We start from the raw sequence: 15999 nt of genomic DNA, 5'->3' as shown, positions 1-15999 counted from the left end.
TAACTATGGATTGTTTAGATAATATTTTAAAACAGAACTTAGCTTTTAATGCTTTGTTAAATGGTAAAGGAAATATCGTCGTTAATGATGTTAGCGATGAGGCACTATTATTAACTAGTGCCTTTTTGAAGTTGAAAAGGAATATTGTTGTAGTGAAGGCTAATCAATACGAGGCAAATATGCTTTATCAAAAAGTAATGTTACTTAATGAAAAAGATGTTTCATTGTTTGCAGTAGATGAATCATATCGTATTGAAGCTTTAGCAGCATCTCCTGAATTGTTAGGACAAAGAATTGATACAATGTATCAATTAACTAAAAATGAACCTAGAATTTTAATTACTCATAGTCAGGCAATAATAAGATATTTGCCAACTAAACAATTATTTATAGATAATTGTTTAAAAATAAAAGTAGGAATGCAAATAGATATTTATGATTTAAAAGCAAGTTTGTTAAAATCAGGATATCAAAGTATAATTAGAGTTGATCAGCCTTTTTATTTTTCTAAACGTGGTGGTGTAATTGATGTTTTTTCAATTCAATACGAGAATCCAATTAGAATTGAATTTTTTGATGATGAAATAGAAAGTATTCGTTTTTATAATCAAAATACTCAAAGAACAATAGAAAATATTAATGAAATAACAATCTTACCAGCAAGCGATATTTTATATGATGATCAAGAAGTGACAAAAGTCATTAGTAAAATTAATGATTTAAGGGATAGTCAAGCTGAAATATTAGATGAATTATATTTAGAGGATTTTTTAAATAAAGTATCGATTGACCAAGAAAATCTTCGAAATCATGATACAAGTTTTTCAATGTATTCATATTATAATTTATTTAACCAAACAACTAGTATTAGTGATTATCTAGATGATCCTTTGATCATTCTTTCAAATAGCCAAGATATTAATTTTGCTTTTAAAAATTATCTAGAAGAAAATTTTTATTATTATCAAGAATTAATTAATGTTGGTAAAAGTGTAAAGGGTTTGAATTTATTTAGAGATCTTTATGAAGTTACAGATAAAGCAACGATAGAATTTAAATCATTTGCAACAGATGAAAAAGATGTGATATTTAATGGTCGAACTGTTATGATTGATAGTCAAGATGAAAAGATGCTGATTAGTCAAATTAGAAGTTATTTAAAACTATCGACAGTAATTATTGCATTAGATGATGAACGTCAAATTCGTTTAATTAGTGAATTATTAAATCGCCATGAGCTTTTATACACTATGCTAGATAATAGTGGTGAATTTTATTCAGGGTTAAATCTTGTTATTGATAAAATCGGTTTTGGTTTTGAGTTAGTTGATGAAAATATTGTTGTTATTAGTTCTAATGAGTTATTTAAGACTAAAAATGTAAAAAAACCTAAGTATTTTAAATATAAAAATGCTAAGGTTTTAAAGGATTATCAAGAATTAGAAATTGGTGATTATGTAGTTCATGATAATTATGGAATAGGTCAATACTTAGGAATTAAAACTTTAGAGGTACAAGGGGTTCACCGTGATTATTTATATGTAGCTTATGCTGGAGATGATACATTATACATTCCTGTTGAACAATTTAATTTAGTGCGTAAATATTCAAGTAGTGAAGGGAAAGTGCCTAAGATTAATAAATTAGGTAGTTCACAGTGGCAAAAAGTTAAAGCTAAAGCGAGAAATAAAGTTGATGATATTGCAGATAAATTAATTGAAATATATGCTGCAAGAATGAATCAAACAGGTTATGCGTTCCCTGTTGATAATGAAATGCAATTTGAATTTGAAAATGCATTTGGTTATGAATTAACAGAAGATCAAGTACGCTCAGTTAAAGAAATTAAAGAAGATATGGAAAAACCGCAACCAATGGACCGTCTTTTATGTGGAGATGTTGGTTTTGGTAAAACTGAAGTAGCATTAAGAGCAGTTTTTAAAGCTATTTTGGGTAATAAACAAGTGGCATTTTTGTGTCCAACAACGATTTTATCAATGCAACATTATAAAACAATGTTAGATCGTTTTGAAAATTTTCCAGTAAAAGTTGCTTTATTAAATCGTTTTACTTCAACTAAACAAAAAAATCAAATTTTAAAAGATCTTAAAGAAGGAAATATTGATTTATTAGTTGGAACACATCGAATTTTATCTAAAGATGTTGAATTTAAAGATATTGGTTTATTGTGTATTGATGAAGAACAGCGTTTTGGAGTTAAACAAAAAGAGAAAATTAAAGAATATCGAAAAACAATTGATGTTTTGACACTTAGTGCTACTCCAATTCCTAGAACATTACAAATGTCATTAATGGGGATTAGAGGTTTATCACAAATAGAAACGCCACCTAAAAATCGTCAACCGGTACAAACATATGTAATTGAAAAAAATGATGTATTGATTAAACAAATTATTGAACGTGAATTAGCACGTGATGGACAAGTTTTTTATTTACACAATCGAACAAGTAATATTGCCAATACTGCAGATAAAATTGGTAGAATGGTACCTGGCGCTAAAGTTGTTGTTGGTCATGGAAAAATGGATAAAAATGAAATAGAAGATGTAATGATGCGTTTTGTAAATAAGGAATACAATGTTCTTATTTGTACAACAATTATTGAAACAGGAATTGATATCCCAAATGCTAATACTATAATAGTTGAAAATGCTGATAAATTCGGTTTAAGTCAACTTTACCAAATTAAAGGGCGTGTTGGGCGTAGTAATCGAGGTGCTTATGCATATTTATTATATAATCCATCTAAAGTATTAACTGAAGAAGCTAGTAAACGATTAAAAGCGATTAAGGAATTTACTGAATTAGGCAGTGGTTATAAAATTGCAATGCGTGATCTTGCAATTAGAGGAGCTGGAGATATTTTAGGTGGAACACAATCTGGTTTCATCGATTCAATTGGATTTGATATGTTTATAAAAATATTACAAGATTCGGTTAATCAAAAAATGGGAAAACAAGAACAAGAAATTGATATTAAAAGTGTAAATGTCAATGTTGATGGCTATATTCCTCATGATTATGTATCTAGCGATATTGAAAAATTAGAGTTATATCAACGATTAGATAATACTAAAACAATTAAGGCGATTGATCATTTAAAAACTGAATTTATTGATTATTATGGTAAATTACCTGATGAAGTTTCAGCTTTGATTGAAAAACGTAAGCTTGATATTTTAGCTTCATCAAAAATTATTGATGTTTTAGAAGAAAAGAAAGGTAATATTGAAATTACTTTTAGTAGTGATTATAGCAAAAATGTAAAAGGAGATCAGTTGTTTGAATTAGTAAATCGTTTGTTTACTAGACCTAGATTTAAACAAATTGATAATAAAATAGTAATTATACTACCAAAAGGTAATCAGTGGTTAAATAGATTAAATGAATTAATTAGTATGCTTAGTTAAAAAAGGCTGTAACGCTTAAAGAATTTTGATCTTTAGGTGTTGCAGCCCTTTTCTATATCTAAATAGTTAATAATGAATAATTGTTAGTACTGTTTTTTATTAAAATTATTAGTTGTTAATAAAAAGTATCAATAAAAGTTTTATTAATAGTTATACGGATTTAAAGTTTTTTTATTCGAAATAGTCTTAGATAGACAACGTTGAATAAAAAACTTTTGAAATATTTGAAAAAATATATATCCAAAAATTAAACCGATTAAATTATTTACAATACGTAAATATACTGCTTCTTTAATTCCGTATATACTAGATGCCATTAATAATGCCCCGAAACAATTAAAAATTGTTTTACTTCGATAGGAACTAGAAAAACCTAAGCATAATCCTGAAATAGGACCATATAAAGTAGTGAGTGAAGGAGGGATGATTGGAGTTATGATAGCAAAAAGAAATGATCCAATGAATGCTCCTAGGATACGATTAATTAATCGTTCGTTTATATTGATTGGATAACTTGTTATAAGAGAGGAACAAGCAAACCCTACCCACATGAAGTGGTTTAAATTAAAGAAATTTCCAATAAAAAACAAAGCAGACATTATAAAAGCAATTTGAATTTGCCATTGACTTTTTTGATTATAAATATCAAAATCATTTAAAACCTGATGTAAAGAAGTGTTTTTATGCTTATGATGGTGTTTTATATATAAGATGCTTGCTAAGATAAGATAGCCAATAAATGTCATTTGAGCTCGCTGATAAAATACAGATGGTCCAATTTGTGTTCCTGATAGAAAAATATATCCAAAAATATATAATCCACCGTTTCCCATTTCTGGTTTTTCACATGATAAAACAAGAATCGTAAGAATTGATAAGAAATTTACTATTAATCCTAAAAAAGGGGGGATATTTTGCATTAAAAGAGGAGAAATTAATAAAATAAGAAAAATGATAGCTAAGCTAATTAAAGAATGTGTAATTTTGTAGCCAAAATCTACAAATCTAATACTAAGTAAAGCACAAAACAAAACAACAGCCATTGAACTATTTTTTTGTCCAAAAAAAGTAGTTAAAATGGATATGTATATAATAGAAAAAACAACAAGTAAAATGGCGCGGGTAATAATAGCAAAAAAATAAAGTTGCTTCTCTTTAGTTGTTTGAGATTCTTTAATATATTTTTTTAGTGTACTAGGATCAAGTTGTAGCATATTATAAAATTTCATTTATACTCTCCATTTCTTTATATAATTTAAAAAGTGAGTTTGCTTTTTCAATTGATTGGATAAGATTATGAAAAGTTTCTTCTCCTAGCTCTTGCTTTAAAAAAATATAAGGTTTTAATAAAATTTGATAGTTTTTATCCATTTCTAAAAGCCCCCTAGGTGTAATGATAAGATAGTAACTTCTTTCATCAAAAGGGCACTTTATTTTATTTAATAATTTTTTATTAAAAAGATTTTTTAAACTTCGACTTACTGCTTCTTTTTTCATATTTGTAGCTTGACTAATTGATAGGGGAGTTTGGTGTTCTTTTGAAAGATAAATGTGTGAAATTATTTCCATTTCATTTGCTGTAAGAGAACGCAATTTTTCTTGAGTTAAAATCATTCGAGCAAAAGAATGGAAAAGCTGTATATTTTTGCTTAGTATTTGCCACTGCGGTTCTGTCATTACGTACACCTCCTAATATAGTTAACATTGTTAATTATATTAGGGAGTTCTACTATTGTCAAGTTTTTATTATTACTGAATTAGTTTTCTAAACGTAATAAGATGAATTAGGTTATTATTTTAGATGAAAATTTTAATTCTAATTTTTGATTATTTCCATAATAATTAGATTTTTAAATATTTTAAGATAGAAGAAACATTAATTTTATCACTTTTTAAGTGATAAAAGGATAATAAATATTATGGAACTTTAAAATTTCTTTATCATGGTTTCATTTTCAATAGATATTTTTATATTATTTCTAATGAAGGATAATCTTTTTTGTTTTATCATAATTTATCGATAAAAATTCCATATTTAGAATATTTTTTAAACTGTGGATTAATTGTAAAATCAAGAATTTTCTTCAATTTTAATCATAATCTTTGTGATGTAATCAGTTTCATTAGAAATTACAAAATCATTCAAACCGACTTCATAAGCGTAACCAGTAAGTTGTAAATTATTTTTATTAGCATAATCTAATATCTGTTGATATAGGATTGGTAATTTATCCCATGTACCTTTTTGATAACCACAAAGATATTTTCCTTTTGGTTTGATAAGGCTATGGCTATTTGGAACTGACTTTTTGTTTAAGGCAATCGTATATACTCCTTCGTATTTATCAAAATTCATCTTATTTATGTTATCAAGTGAAATAAAACTTCCTATTCCCATACGTATTTGCTCTATTCCCCATACATCTTTTAAGTAATAAAAAATTTGTGATATATCATCTTGTGAAAAATCATATGGATAAACTAAAATCCTTTCTGATTGACACACTTCAATTCTAATTTCTTGCTTTTGCAAAGTTTCACAAAAAATAATTTGTTTTTTCTTGTTTTGGATTATAGTTTTAATCTCTTTTAGTTTTTGAATTTGTTTATTAATTTCTTTTTCTTTTTGTTGAACAATTTTTAAAAAATTAATAGATGTAGGATTTTTTCGATAAGTTTCAATTTCTTCAATACTCATATTTAATTCTTTCAACATACGAATATATTCAAAATCAATACTTTGTGAAATATCATAATAGCGATAACCATTTTCAGCTTTTGTAAGTGGACGGAAAAGACCAATTTCATCATAATAATGTAATGTCCGTTTATTTACCTTGTGTAATTTTGCAAATTGGGATGTTGTTAACTTTTGTATTTCTTTTCTCATTTTTTATCTCCTTATTGACATTACAGTTACTGTATACTTTATCATATATTATATAAAAAATGAAAGCAAGGAGAAGAATAATGCAAATAAAATTACGAGAATATCAAAAACAAGATTTTAAGGCTTTAGAAACTATTATTAAAGAAACGTGGCATTATGATGATTTCAGCAGTCCAAAAATAGCCATCAAGTTGGCAAGGGTATTTCTAAGTAGTTGCTTAACAAACTATACTTTTTCAAGAGTAGCAGTAGTTGACGGGAATATTGTAGGTATTATAATGGTAAACAATATTGCTAAACATAAATGTCCACTTTCTAATCGACTATTACAGATAAAGTCAATACTATCATTGCTTAGTTCAAAAGAGGGACGAAAGATTTCAAAAATATTTAGCAATATTAATGAATAGATAAACAATTATTAAATGAAAATAATAAAATCTATTCAGCAGAACTTGTCTTATTTATTGTAAGTTCTTCATGTAGAGGAAAGGGAATAGGGAAAATGCTTTTTCAATCAGTACTGAACTATATGAAACAAAAAAAACTGAAAGAATTTTATTTGTTTACAGACACAAGTTGTAATTATGGTTTTTATGAACATCAAGGTATGAAAAGAAGATTAGAAAAGAAGCATATATTTAACATTAAAGAACAGCAAGCGATAATGAATTTCTTTATTTATGATTATCAATGTTAGTACGGATGATTATTTCTTTTATTGAATAATTTTTTTGATATAATTTTACACAATTTAAAATAGTATTGTATATAAAAATCCTCTCTTTAAAGTAAGGAGAGGATATCTTGTTTGTAAAATTGTTAGATAACTAAAAAATATATATTTGTTTATTTCTTTATTTTATTAATTTTTTATTCAACTATAACTGCAGTTCCACTAGTAGTAACCATCATCATGCCATTTCCGCTTCCTAGCATTTCATAGTCAATATCAATTCCAATTATTGCATTTGCACCAAGTGCTTTAGCACGCTTTTGCATTTCTTCTAAAGCATTTTGACGACATGCCATAAGTTCATCTTCATATCCAGCACTACGACCACCAAGTATATTTCGTAGCCCTGCTCCGATATCTTTAAACATATTAATCCCTGAAATGACTTCTCCAAACACGATTCCCTTATATTCGCGAATGACTTTCCCTTCGATTTGATTTGTTGTTGTAATTAACATATGCATCCTCCTTTTTTATATTATATAATTAATAATTCAAGAATGCTAATTATTGTATAATTTTAGTGGGCTTGTGGAAAAGAGATATAATAAAATGAACCCTATTATTTTGATATGTACCCTCTTTACTGGACAAGCCAGTAAGGAGGGTTTTTATATGAAATATGATTATGTATTTAAGTTGAATTGTGTTGAACTATATAAAAATGGTCGATGGCATGAAACACCAGAAGGAATTGGACAAAAAAACTTTAGAAAAAGAATTACTACATGGGTCAAAATCGCTGACTTACACGGAATAGATGCTTTAAAGCATCCTACCACTTGTACTGAGTATACTGCGGAAGAAAGATACGCTTTAGTTGCCAGAGTTCTAGCTGGAGAATCTCAAAAAAGTGTTGCAATAAGTGCTAATATTAATGACAGTCAATTGTCAAACTGGGTAAAACGATATAAAATATATGGATATAATGGTCTCGATTTAAAGAAGGGACGACACAGTAAGGAGCAGCCTATGAAAAAATCTATAATATCAAGTGAACTTACTCCTCCTGAGAAAGAGGAACTAATACGTTTAAGAGCAGAAATTGAATATCTTAAAACCGAAAATGAAGCAATAAAAAAATCAATCGCCTTGAGACGAGAAAAAGAGGTTGCGCAACTCAAGGCGAAAAAGCAGCAATCGTTAAAGAACTCTGTGAAAAAGGATATCGATTAAAGCATCTTCTAAAGGCAATAGGAATCGCTAAATCGACATATTACTTTGAAATTAGCAAAGGCGATGTTGTAGCTAATCGAAATAATGAGATGATGAAACTGATAAAAGAAATCTTTAATCAAAATAAGGGACGCTATGGAGTTCGTCAAGTTCATAGAGAGCTTCTAAATCGCGGTTATCTGGTAAATCATAAGAGAGTACAACGACTTATGTATAATATGGGATTATTCGGTAAACGTCCTAAAGAGAGATACCATTCTTATAAAGAGAATGTGGGGAATGTAGCTGATAATATTATTAATAGAAATTTTAATGCGAGTAGACCATTACAAAAATAGACTACTGATGTATCTCAATTCAATTTTTCTTGGGGTAAATGTTATATTTCTCCAATATTAGATATGTTTACAAATGAGATTATTTCCTATGATTTATCACTGCATCCTAATCTTAAACAAATTACAAATCTACTGCAATAAAAGAATACAGAAAAAAACAAAATGGATGCCACCTGTTTTGTACAGATTAGCATCCATGGCATAATTTTTTAAAACTAAATTTTAACATGTCCAGAAAACTGGGTACACATAAATTTAGTATTTAATAATATGGTTCATTTTACTTTTTTATTACATTTTTTTATTCATGTGCATATTTATTTAAAATAGTATCGAAATCTAAACCGATTTTAAATCCTAATGTAAAATAGTCGTCGATACAGTTTTGAAATGCTTCAAAACTGTATGTGTCCATTATTTTTAATGCATTTTTGTATACTTTTATTAATTGATCAGCAACATTATTTAGATCACTAATTTCTTGATAATTTTTTAAACTATCAACATGTAATTCAAATCCAATTGAAAGTAACATATGCAATCCATCAATAAAACAATCTAAAATTTCATCATGATCACTAACTGAACTATCCCAAAAACTTGAAACCTTAGTAACTTCACCGACTTTTCCAAGTTCACAAAGAAAAGCTAATGTTTTCATTTTAACTTTATCTTTATTTAAAACTTCTCGATTACTATCGGTAACTAATTTTAATTCGTTGATTACATGTTGTTGATAAATTTTATTAATTTCATTCATTAATAATCACCTCTTGATATTATTATACTCTTTTTTTTATGTAATTCATTAATTATGATAATTCAATATAATCATTTCGAAGATATTCTTTACTATATGTGTTGTTAGTTAGATCTTGAACAATGGAAAAAAATGATTCATCTTCAAGATAGCAAGTATAACTAACGCGTTCTAAATATTCAATATTAATACATTTAATTTTATGTACCTTAAGTAAATGATCAAATTTTTTAGTAAATGAATAATCGATGGTAATTTTATATAGTGGCACACTGAATTTTTCAACGATATCAGCTTCTTTTAATGCATCAGCAACACTTTGGCGATAAGCCCTAGTTAAACCACCAGCACCTAATTTAATTCCTCCAAAATATCTTGTTACAATAGCAATGATATTTGTTAATTCATTTTTTTCTAACACATCTAGCATTGGTAAACCGGCAGTTCCACTTGGTTCACCGTTATCATTAGCTTTTTTTTGATTACCTACAATATAAGCAATACAATTATGAGTTGCATCATGATATTTATCTTGATATTGGTGAATAATAGTATCGATATCATTTGGATCATTGCATGGAATTAAAGTGCAAATAAATTCTGATTTCTTTATTATCCATTTATATGTTGTAATTTCTCTAATTGATTTCATCAAATCCCTCACTTCTTTATTATCATAGCATATATTACTAGAAATATGTTAATAAATTTGATATATTAGTGACGTGATTATAGGAGGAAAAAAATAATGAAAAAAATCGCAATTTTAGCTGATAGTGGATGCCAATTACCAATTGGAACATTAGAAAATCAAGGTATATATATTGTTCCTCTAACTATAACAATGAATAATAAGGCATATTTAGATTTTGAAGAAATAAGTGCTTTAGATGTTTTTGAAAGAATGAATGAAACAGGCGAGATAATTAAAACTTCACAGCCATCAACTGGAGTAATTCAAGCAGCAGTTAAAAGAATAATAAATAATGGTTATGATCATATTATTGCTATTTCAATTGCTACTGGATTATCATCAACGTTAAGTGGAATGAAGTTAGCTTGTGATATGGCACAAATGCCAGTTACTTTGATCGATACCAAGGGTACAGCTAATAATCATCGTTATTTAATTAAGGTTGCTAAAAAATTAATTGATGATCAAAAAGATGTAACAGAAATAGAAAATGTTTTAACATCATTAATTGAACAATCAGCTACTTTAATTATGACACCTAATTTAACACATTTAAAAAAAGGTGGAAGAATTACACCAGCTGTAGCAATGTTAGGAAATTTATTAAAAATTGTTCCTGTAATGAAATTAAATTATGAACTTGGTGGAAAAATTGATAGCTTAGATAAAGTCAGAACTGTAAAAAAAGCAAATTTAAGAATTATTGAACATATGGTTGATGAATGTAAAGTTAATAATCATGATTATATTTTTGCTATTGAACATGTTTTAGCCGAAGAACTAGCACAAACAATGAAACAAGTGTTGATTGATAAAATTGGAGAATGTCAAATAGTAGTTAGAGAATTACCTTCAGTTGTTGGTGCTCATATGGGTGTAGGAGGTATTGGATATCAATATATAAGAAAATATGAGGGAGTATCATGGAACGAATAACAAGTTTTAGTGTAGATCATACAAAATTAGATAAAGGAATTTATATTTCAAGAGTGGATGATAATTTAACAACTTATGATATTAGAATGACTGTTCCTAATTTACAACCTGCTTTAGATCCTAAGGCTGCACACACAATCGAACATATTGGCGCTACTTTGCTTAGAAATGGTGAGCATAAAGATAAAATAATTTATTTTGGGCCAATGGGATGTATGACAGGATTTTATTTAATAACTAAAGAACTTGATTTAAATCAAGTAATTAAAATAGTTAGAGATATTTATGATCAAATTTCAAAATGGGATCAAGAAATTCCTGGTGCTAAAAAGGAAGAATGTGGAAATTATACTTTTATGGATTTAAATAAAGCAAAAGAATCAGCTAAAGAGTTTGTAAATAGTAAATGGCATCATCAATATCATTATTTATAAAATAGATAGAAAATTGTTTCTATCTATTTTTAGTAATAAAAAAGATTGTAAGTGAAGTAAACCCCATTATTCAAATGTGGATTTATTTCAAAATACAATCTTTTAATTTTCAGTTGCAAGTGATGAAACTGCATCATAGATATAGCTTTCATCTGCTTTATCGCACATAACAATAATTATATCACTAGCTTTTAAATATGTATCTCCTTTAGGAATAAATTCTTTACCATCGCGATGTAAAGAAACAATTAAACAATTTTTAGGCCAATTAATATCTTTGATTTGATGATTGTCCAAATATGAATCAACGTTGATCATAAAATCTAGAAGTACTTTCTCTCCAACACCTTTATAAACTGAAAAATTACGTTTTTTTAATAAGTTTTCCAATAGACTTTCATATATTGGCTTAGATTTTAATAAATCCGCAACAATATATGCAATAATACTTACTGTTGTTATTGGGAGTAAATGACTAAGTGAACCAGTCATTTCAAAGATTAATATTATTCCAGTAACTGGAGCTCTAACAATTGCAGTAAAATATCCTGCCATTGCTAATAAAATGAAATTATTGATATAATTAGGGTCCAAATTTAAAAAATTAACAGCAAATATTCCAAATAGACCACCAATTAAACAGCCAATAACGAGCAATGGGAAAAAGATTCCTCCAGGAGCTCCTGAACCAAAACAAATAATGGCAAATGCAAATTTTCCAACTAAAAGCGTCACGATCATTAATGCAGTTAATTTTCCTTCAATTAGTAAATCAACTAATGTATCGCCACTACCTAATAATTGAGGTGTTAGAAAACCAAGAATTCCAGCTAAAATAAATGGAATTAATAATTTATGGAAAGTTTTTAATTGATCATTTTTGTTATATAGACTTTGAACATACAATAATGCTTTATTATAAAAAGCCCCAGCAAGTCCTAAAATTATTCCTAAAATTATAATCATCCAATAATATTTTGATGGTAGTGCCCCAACTAATTTAAAAGAAAAAACTGGATCCATTCCTAAAATACTACTCATTACATAATCAGCAGCAATTGATGATGTCATTACAGAAATAAGTAATGGTGCGGAAAAATGTTTGTGAACTTCTTCTAAAGCAAAGATTACTCCAGCTAATGGAGCATGAAATGCTGCAGCTAGACCAGCACTAGCACCGCATGTAAGTAAATAACGTTCCTCGGTTTTACCGCGTTTTAAAATTTTTCCAATCCCTTTAGCACTCATAGCACCAAGTTGAATTGATGGTCCTTCACGACCTAATGCAAGTCCACAAAAATTTGTTAAAAAACCGCCAATAAATTTGTTTATTAGTACGCGCCACCATTTAGCATCGATTTTACCAGCAATCTCACCCTCTAATTGAGGAATACCACTTCCTGAAATTAACGGTTCATTATCTACTAATTTTGAAACAATAAAAGCGATTATAATTAGTACAATAAACCATAATATAATGGTAAGAAATGATTGCTTACAAAATGATAAAACTTGCTGTAATAATGATGCTCCATTACTAAGACAAATTCGATAACCAACAATTACTAAACCACTGATTATTCCAACTAATAATCCCTCTAATAGTAAAACAATTTTAAATTGTTTAAAATTTAATATATTAATGAGATTTTTTTTCATTTTTATCCCTCACCTTTTGACAATATTATAAACTATCATTTTAAAAAATCAAAGTTGTTTTCAATTATTGTTTTAAATATCAACAAAATAATATACAATTAAGGCGGTGATAATATGAATAAACGCTTAGATGCAATAGAAATAGTCATTGATGTTTTTAATGAGGCAATGGCTATTCAAGACTTATATTTAAGAAAAAGTAAATTTAAAGAATTATCGATGAGTGAAACACACGTAATTGATGCAGTTAATAAATTAGAAATTCCCTCAATGACAAATGTTGCAAATAAACTAAATATTACTACAGGAACTTTGACAACAGCAGTTAAGCGAATAATTGAAAAAGGTTTTTTAGTAAAAAAACGCTCAAAAAAAGATCAACGTGTGTATTATTTAAAACTAACTAAAAAAGGTTTTGAAGCTTTAAAAATTCATGATCAATTTCACAAGGAATTAGCGGATTTATATCAAAGTGCTATTCCAGAAGAACATGTTGAATGGTTATTGCAAACTTTAAAACAAATAAAAATTAATTTAGATAATTATCGTCAAGAACTTGAAGATAAGTAATTTAAAAAATAAACAATTAAATATCGAATTACAGCACTTTTTATATTAAGTGCTGTTTTGGTATTTAAAAATAAAAAAGGTGTAATAACTGAAAAGTTATTACAACCTTTTGAGCTAAAGAATTTAAATACGTTAGTGGTAAACATATGTTCGTGTGCGATATTTATTGAAATAATTCATTTAGCTGATTGCTTGCCATAACTAGTAAAGTAATTGATTTAGGATGATAAGATTCGACAATTTTTATACAGGTAGTAATAGTATTACCTGATGTAATTACATCATCAAAAATCAATACATCTTGATTGTATAATTGTTTGCCATTTTCAATCTTGATTATTTTTTTTACAAGAGTACGATTAGTTTGTGTAGTTTGTTTATAATCATTTGTTTTGTATAATCCGGTAAATATATTATTACTGAAGTTTTTAACTAACATTTCATTGGGGTTGAATTGTCTTTTTTGGTTATCTTTTTTACTGCTAGGGACAGTTACAATAAGATGTTTACGATATTTGTACTTAAAATTTAAAAATACGTTAAAGAAAGCATCTTTTAAAGCATAATCTCCTTGTCCTTTGTATTGGAATAAAGTTTTTTTAAAAAAATCATTATAATAATATAAAATTGTTAAAGGATATCCCTGATAAATATGACATTCATTATACAATTCAAATTGGTTAAGGCAATGTAAACATAGAGATGGCTGATAAATTAGATGATAGAGACTAGGAACTCGATTAATGTCATTGAAACAAATCAAACATTGTCTTTTTTGATTGTTTCGATACATTCTTTAATCGCCTTAGTTTTATATGGAGTAAAGATGCTAATTGATCCAGTAGGAAAATTAGCTTTTCTCCCGACTCTTCCACATATTTGAATCAATGTTGCTGTTTCATAAATACGATTATCACCATAGAGTATAATTACTTGTATGTTGCTAATAGTAATGCCTCTTTCTAAAATTGTTGTAGTGATAAGAGCATCTAGTTTACCTGATTTTAGATCATTTATTAACATGTGAATGTTTTTGGTTCTAGAACTTACGGGTTTAGTTTTGATTCCTAGAACGCTGAAATATCGATAAGCTGTGTTTGTTAGCTTTATTGTTGGTACAAAGATTAAAACTGGTTTGTTTTCTTTTTTGAATTTTAAGATCAGTTTAACTGCGATAATGTACATTAATAATGTATTTGATATATAACATTTAGGAATATCTAGTGGATATCCGTGATATCGTTTTGTCATTGATAAATCAGGTGTTTTTAATAACGTAGCAGACATATAGACGTAATTACCTTTGATACTGTTTTTTAAAAATGCTTTTAAGACTTCATTATTTGCATAAGGGAAAGCATCGTATTCATCTAATATTAATAAATCGAAGAAATTTGGATATCTATATAATTGATGGGTTGTACAAATAATAAATTGACCATCAGTTTTTGTTGTATGACCACCATAAACACAAGTAATTGTTACATTAGTAAATTGACTTTCAAATCTTTTTGCAAGTTCAATTACTAATTCTTTTCGAGGTGTGGTAAAACAAACGTTATGACCAGAGTTTAAAGCATATTTAATTAATGCATAAGTTATCTCGGTTTTACCAGCTCCGCATACGGCTTTTAAAATTGTATTTTGGTGTTTTTTGTAGCGATTCAATAATTCGTTTGATAATTTTTCTTGAAGGGGAGTTAACTGATAATCTAATTTAAAGTCAGCATTCAAGTTTACTTTTTTAACAGTATTTGAAATTGTTTCATTTGCTAAACCGATATGAATACATTTACGACAATAAGAAGTGTTATTAAAAGTATAAAAATATTTTGGATCTTGATTCTTACAACGTGGACATATCATCTTTTATCACCCGCTTATATTATAGCGTATATTAGCCAATATTTTATCTTAAGTTTATGTTTAATTTTTCTTGGTTTAATTTCAAAATTGTTTAGCTATTAATTGATAAAAAAGGCTTTTATTTGATATTTTTTTTGGTTTTTAGACATTTGTTTAGAGATATATCGACATCATTTTTAAAGATGCAAAATTTGTCGTGTGAAATGATTTTATCTTTGAACTAATGTGTAATATACTAACATTGACCATTGTTAAAGGGGTGAATTAAATGCAAGGAAAAGTAAAATGGTTTAATGCTGAAAAAGGTTTTGGATTCATTGATCGTGGTGAGGGAAAAGATGTTTTTGTTCATTATAGTCAAATTGAACAAGATGGATATAAGACATTAAACGAAGGCGAATTAGTTGAATTTGATCTTTATCAAAGTGAACGTGGTATGCAAGCCAAGCATGTTGTTAAAATATAAAAACATGCAATAGAAGTGTTTAATAAAAATTAAACCTTCTTTT

The 15999-nt window shown here is 27.5% G+C and carries 18 protein-coding genes; 9 read left to right on the top strand and 9 right to left on the bottom strand.

What is annotated here, in order from left to right:
* Positions 1-5: 5 nt before the first annotated feature.
* The gene (gene mfd / locus NQ543_RS09025) at positions 6-3431 is read left to right on the top strand and encodes a transcription-repair coupling factor (RefSeq protein WP_004608938.1); all 3426 of its coding nucleotides are present in this window, start codon (positions 6-8) and stop codon (positions 3429-3431) included.
* Positions 3432-3574: 143 nt separating this feature from the next.
* Here mfd and NQ543_RS09020 read toward each other — a convergent pair whose 3' ends face one another.
* From NQ543_RS09020 to NQ543_RS09010, 3 genes are all read right to left on the bottom strand, one after another.
* The gene (locus tag NQ543_RS09020; protein ID WP_004608937.1) at positions 3575-4660 is read right to left on the bottom strand and encodes an FUSC family protein; all 1086 of its coding nucleotides are present in this window, start codon (positions 4658-4660) and stop codon (positions 3575-3577) included.
* Positions 4647-5108, bottom strand: a complete 462-nt coding sequence (locus NQ543_RS09015; RefSeq protein WP_004608936.1) for a winged helix DNA-binding protein — start codon at positions 5106-5108, stop codon at positions 4647-4649. The genes NQ543_RS09020 and NQ543_RS09015 overlap by 14 nt, the downstream gene beginning before the upstream one ends.
* A 394-nt stretch (positions 5109-5502) precedes the next feature.
* On the bottom strand, positions 5503-6321 hold the full coding sequence (locus NQ543_RS09010) for a MerR family transcriptional regulator (RefSeq protein WP_004608935.1): 819 nt from the start codon (positions 6319-6321) through the stop codon (positions 5503-5505).
* Positions 6322-6401: 80 nt separating this feature from the next.
* Between NQ543_RS09010 and NQ543_RS09005 the strand changes: the two genes are divergently transcribed.
* Both NQ543_RS09005 and NQ543_RS09000 read left to right on the top strand, forming a co-directional pair.
* Complete coding sequence (locus NQ543_RS09005) at positions 6402-6731, top strand: hypothetical protein (protein WP_230197274.1); 330 nt, start codon at positions 6402-6404, stop codon at positions 6729-6731.
* A gap of 95 nt (positions 6732-6826) precedes the next feature.
* Entirely contained in the window at positions 6827-7021 is a 195-nt protein-coding gene (locus NQ543_RS09000; protein WP_004608933.1) for a hypothetical protein, read from the top strand.
* A 173-nt stretch (positions 7022-7194) separates the two neighbouring features.
* On the opposite strand, the gene NQ543_RS08995 is transcribed toward NQ543_RS09000, so the two are convergent.
* Positions 7195-7515: a putative heavy metal-binding protein gene (locus NQ543_RS08995; RefSeq protein ID WP_039903512.1), complete on the bottom strand. Its 321-nt coding sequence runs from the start codon at positions 7513-7515 to the stop codon at positions 7195-7197.
* A 157-nt stretch (positions 7516-7672) separates the two neighbouring features.
* Here NQ543_RS08995 and NQ543_RS08990 point away from each other — a divergent pair, with 157 nt between their 5' ends.
* Both NQ543_RS08990 and NQ543_RS12135 read left to right on the top strand, forming a co-directional pair.
* Complete coding sequence (locus NQ543_RS08990) at positions 7673-8233, top strand: helix-turn-helix domain-containing protein (protein WP_039903510.1); 561 nt, start codon at positions 7673-7675, stop codon at positions 8231-8233.
* 89 nt (positions 8234-8322) lie between these two features.
* A complete protein-coding gene (locus NQ543_RS12135; RefSeq protein ID WP_004608930.1) occupies positions 8323-8571 on the top strand; it encodes an IS3 family transposase in 249 nt (82 codons plus the stop codon).
* 301 nt (positions 8572-8872) lie between these two features.
* Here the strand turns inward: NQ543_RS12135 and NQ543_RS08985 are convergent, their stop codons facing one another.
* Together NQ543_RS08985 and NQ543_RS08980 are read right to left on the bottom strand one after the other, a co-directional pair.
* Positions 8873-9331, bottom strand: coding sequence for a dUTP diphosphatase (locus tag NQ543_RS08985; RefSeq protein ID WP_004608929.1), 459 nt, complete (start codon positions 9329-9331; stop codon positions 8873-8875).
* Between the two features lie 52 nt (positions 9332-9383).
* Positions 9384-9983, bottom strand: coding sequence for a YigZ family protein (locus NQ543_RS08980; protein ID WP_004608928.1), 600 nt, complete (start codon positions 9981-9983; stop codon positions 9384-9386).
* 96 nt (positions 9984-10079) lie between these two features.
* Between NQ543_RS08980 and NQ543_RS08975 the strand changes: the two genes are divergently transcribed.
* A complete protein-coding gene (locus NQ543_RS08975; RefSeq protein ID WP_004608927.1) occupies positions 10080-10961 on the top strand; it encodes a DegV family protein in 882 nt (293 codons plus the stop codon).
* A complete protein-coding gene (locus NQ543_RS08970) occupies positions 10949-11395 on the top strand; it encodes an S-ribosylhomocysteine lyase (protein WP_004608926.1) in 447 nt (148 codons plus the stop codon). Before NQ543_RS08975 ends, NQ543_RS08970 begins: the two co-directional genes overlap by 13 nt.
* 102 nt (positions 11396-11497) lie before the next feature.
* Here NQ543_RS08970 and NQ543_RS08965 read toward each other — a convergent pair whose 3' ends face one another.
* Positions 11498-13054 (bottom strand): ClC family H(+)/Cl(-) exchange transporter, encoded by a 1557-nt coding sequence (locus NQ543_RS08965; RefSeq protein ID WP_004608925.1) that lies wholly within the window; start codon positions 13052-13054, stop codon positions 11498-11500.
* A 114-nt stretch (positions 13055-13168) separates the two neighbouring features.
* On the opposite strand from NQ543_RS08965, the gene NQ543_RS08960 reads away from it, so the two are divergent.
* Entirely contained in the window at positions 13169-13624 is a 456-nt protein-coding gene (locus NQ543_RS08960) for a MarR family winged helix-turn-helix transcriptional regulator (RefSeq protein ID WP_004608924.1), read from the top strand.
* A gap of 163 nt (positions 13625-13787) precedes the next feature.
* On the opposite strand, the gene NQ543_RS08955 is transcribed toward NQ543_RS08960, so the two are convergent.
* Together NQ543_RS08955 and NQ543_RS08950 are read right to left on the bottom strand one after the other, a co-directional pair.
* Positions 13788-14417, bottom strand: coding sequence for a ComF family protein (locus NQ543_RS08955; protein WP_004608923.1), 630 nt, complete (start codon positions 14415-14417; stop codon positions 13788-13790).
* Positions 14384-15490 carry a DEAD/DEAH box helicase family protein gene (locus NQ543_RS08950; protein ID WP_004608922.1) on the bottom strand — a complete coding sequence of 369 codons (1107 nt, stop codon included), beginning with the start codon at positions 15488-15490 and terminating at the stop codon, positions 14384-14386. The genes NQ543_RS08955 and NQ543_RS08950 overlap by 34 nt, the downstream gene beginning before the upstream one ends.
* Before the next feature lie 268 nt (positions 15491-15758).
* On the opposite strand from NQ543_RS08950, the gene NQ543_RS08945 reads away from it, so the two are divergent.
* The gene (locus NQ543_RS08945; protein ID WP_004608921.1) at positions 15759-15956 is read left to right on the top strand and encodes a cold-shock protein; all 198 of its coding nucleotides are present in this window, start codon (positions 15759-15761) and stop codon (positions 15954-15956) included.
* Positions 15957-15999 lie beyond the last annotated feature (43 nt).

This window comes from Thomasclavelia spiroformis DSM 1552, assembly GCF_025149465.1.
Lineage (GTDB): Bacteria > Bacillota_I > Bacilli_A > Erysipelotrichales > Coprobacillaceae > Thomasclavelia > Thomasclavelia spiroformis.
The sequence above is the reverse complement of the archived record's forward strand: the minus strand, read 5'-3'. Positions and strand labels throughout refer to the sequence as shown.

What these genes read in the sequence shown, in the direction of transcription:
- mfd (WP_004608938.1), top strand. Translation starts at nt 6, where the DNA reads ATGGATTGTTTAGATAATATTTTAAAACAGAACTTAGCTTTTAATGCT.
- NQ543_RS09020 (WP_004608937.1), bottom strand. Translation starts at nt 4,660, where the DNA reads ATGAAATTTTATAATATGCTACAACTTGATCCTAGTACACTAAAAAAA.
- NQ543_RS09015 (WP_004608936.1), bottom strand. Translation starts at nt 5,108, where the DNA reads ATGACAGAACCGCAGTGGCAAATACTAAGCAAAAATATACAGCTTTTC.
- NQ543_RS09010 (WP_004608935.1), bottom strand. Translation starts at nt 6,321, where the DNA reads ATGAGAAAAGAAATACAAAAGTTAACAACATCCCAATTTGCAAAATTA.
- NQ543_RS09005 (WP_230197274.1), top strand. Translation starts at nt 6,402, where the DNA reads ATGCAAATAAAATTACGAGAATATCAAAAACAAGATTTTAAGGCTTTA.
- NQ543_RS09000 (WP_004608933.1), top strand. Translation starts at nt 6,827, where the DNA reads ATGCTTTTTCAATCAGTACTGAACTATATGAAACAAAAAAAACTGAAA.
- NQ543_RS08995 (WP_039903512.1), bottom strand. Translation starts at nt 7,515, where the DNA reads ATGTTAATTACAACAACAAATCAAATCGAAGGGAAAGTCATTCGCGAA.
- NQ543_RS08990 (WP_039903510.1), top strand. Translation starts at nt 7,673, where the DNA reads ATGAAATATGATTATGTATTTAAGTTGAATTGTGTTGAACTATATAAA.
- NQ543_RS12135 (WP_004608930.1), top strand. Translation starts at nt 8,323, where the DNA reads ATGATGAAACTGATAAAAGAAATCTTTAATCAAAATAAGGGACGCTAT.
- NQ543_RS08985 (WP_004608929.1), bottom strand. Translation starts at nt 9,331, where the DNA reads ATGAATGAAATTAATAAAATTTATCAACAACATGTAATCAACGAATTA.
- NQ543_RS08980 (WP_004608928.1), bottom strand. Translation starts at nt 9,983, where the DNA reads ATGAAATCAATTAGAGAAATTACAACATATAAATGGATAATAAAGAAA.
- NQ543_RS08975 (WP_004608927.1), top strand. Translation starts at nt 10,080, where the DNA reads ATGAAAAAAATCGCAATTTTAGCTGATAGTGGATGCCAATTACCAATT.
- NQ543_RS08970 (WP_004608926.1), top strand. Translation starts at nt 10,949, where the DNA reads ATGGAACGAATAACAAGTTTTAGTGTAGATCATACAAAATTAGATAAA.
- NQ543_RS08965 (WP_004608925.1), bottom strand. Translation starts at nt 13,054, where the DNA reads ATGAAAAAAAATCTCATTAATATATTAAATTTTAAACAATTTAAAATT.
- NQ543_RS08960 (WP_004608924.1), top strand. Translation starts at nt 13,169, where the DNA reads ATGAATAAACGCTTAGATGCAATAGAAATAGTCATTGATGTTTTTAAT.
- NQ543_RS08955 (WP_004608923.1), bottom strand. Translation starts at nt 14,417, where the DNA reads ATGTATCGAAACAATCAAAAAAGACAATGTTTGATTTGTTTCAATGAC.
- NQ543_RS08950 (WP_004608922.1), bottom strand. Translation starts at nt 15,490, where the DNA reads ATGATATGTCCACGTTGTAAGAATCAAGATCCAAAATATTTTTATACT.
- NQ543_RS08945 (WP_004608921.1), top strand. Translation starts at nt 15,759, where the DNA reads ATGCAAGGAAAAGTAAAATGGTTTAATGCTGAAAAAGGTTTTGGATTC.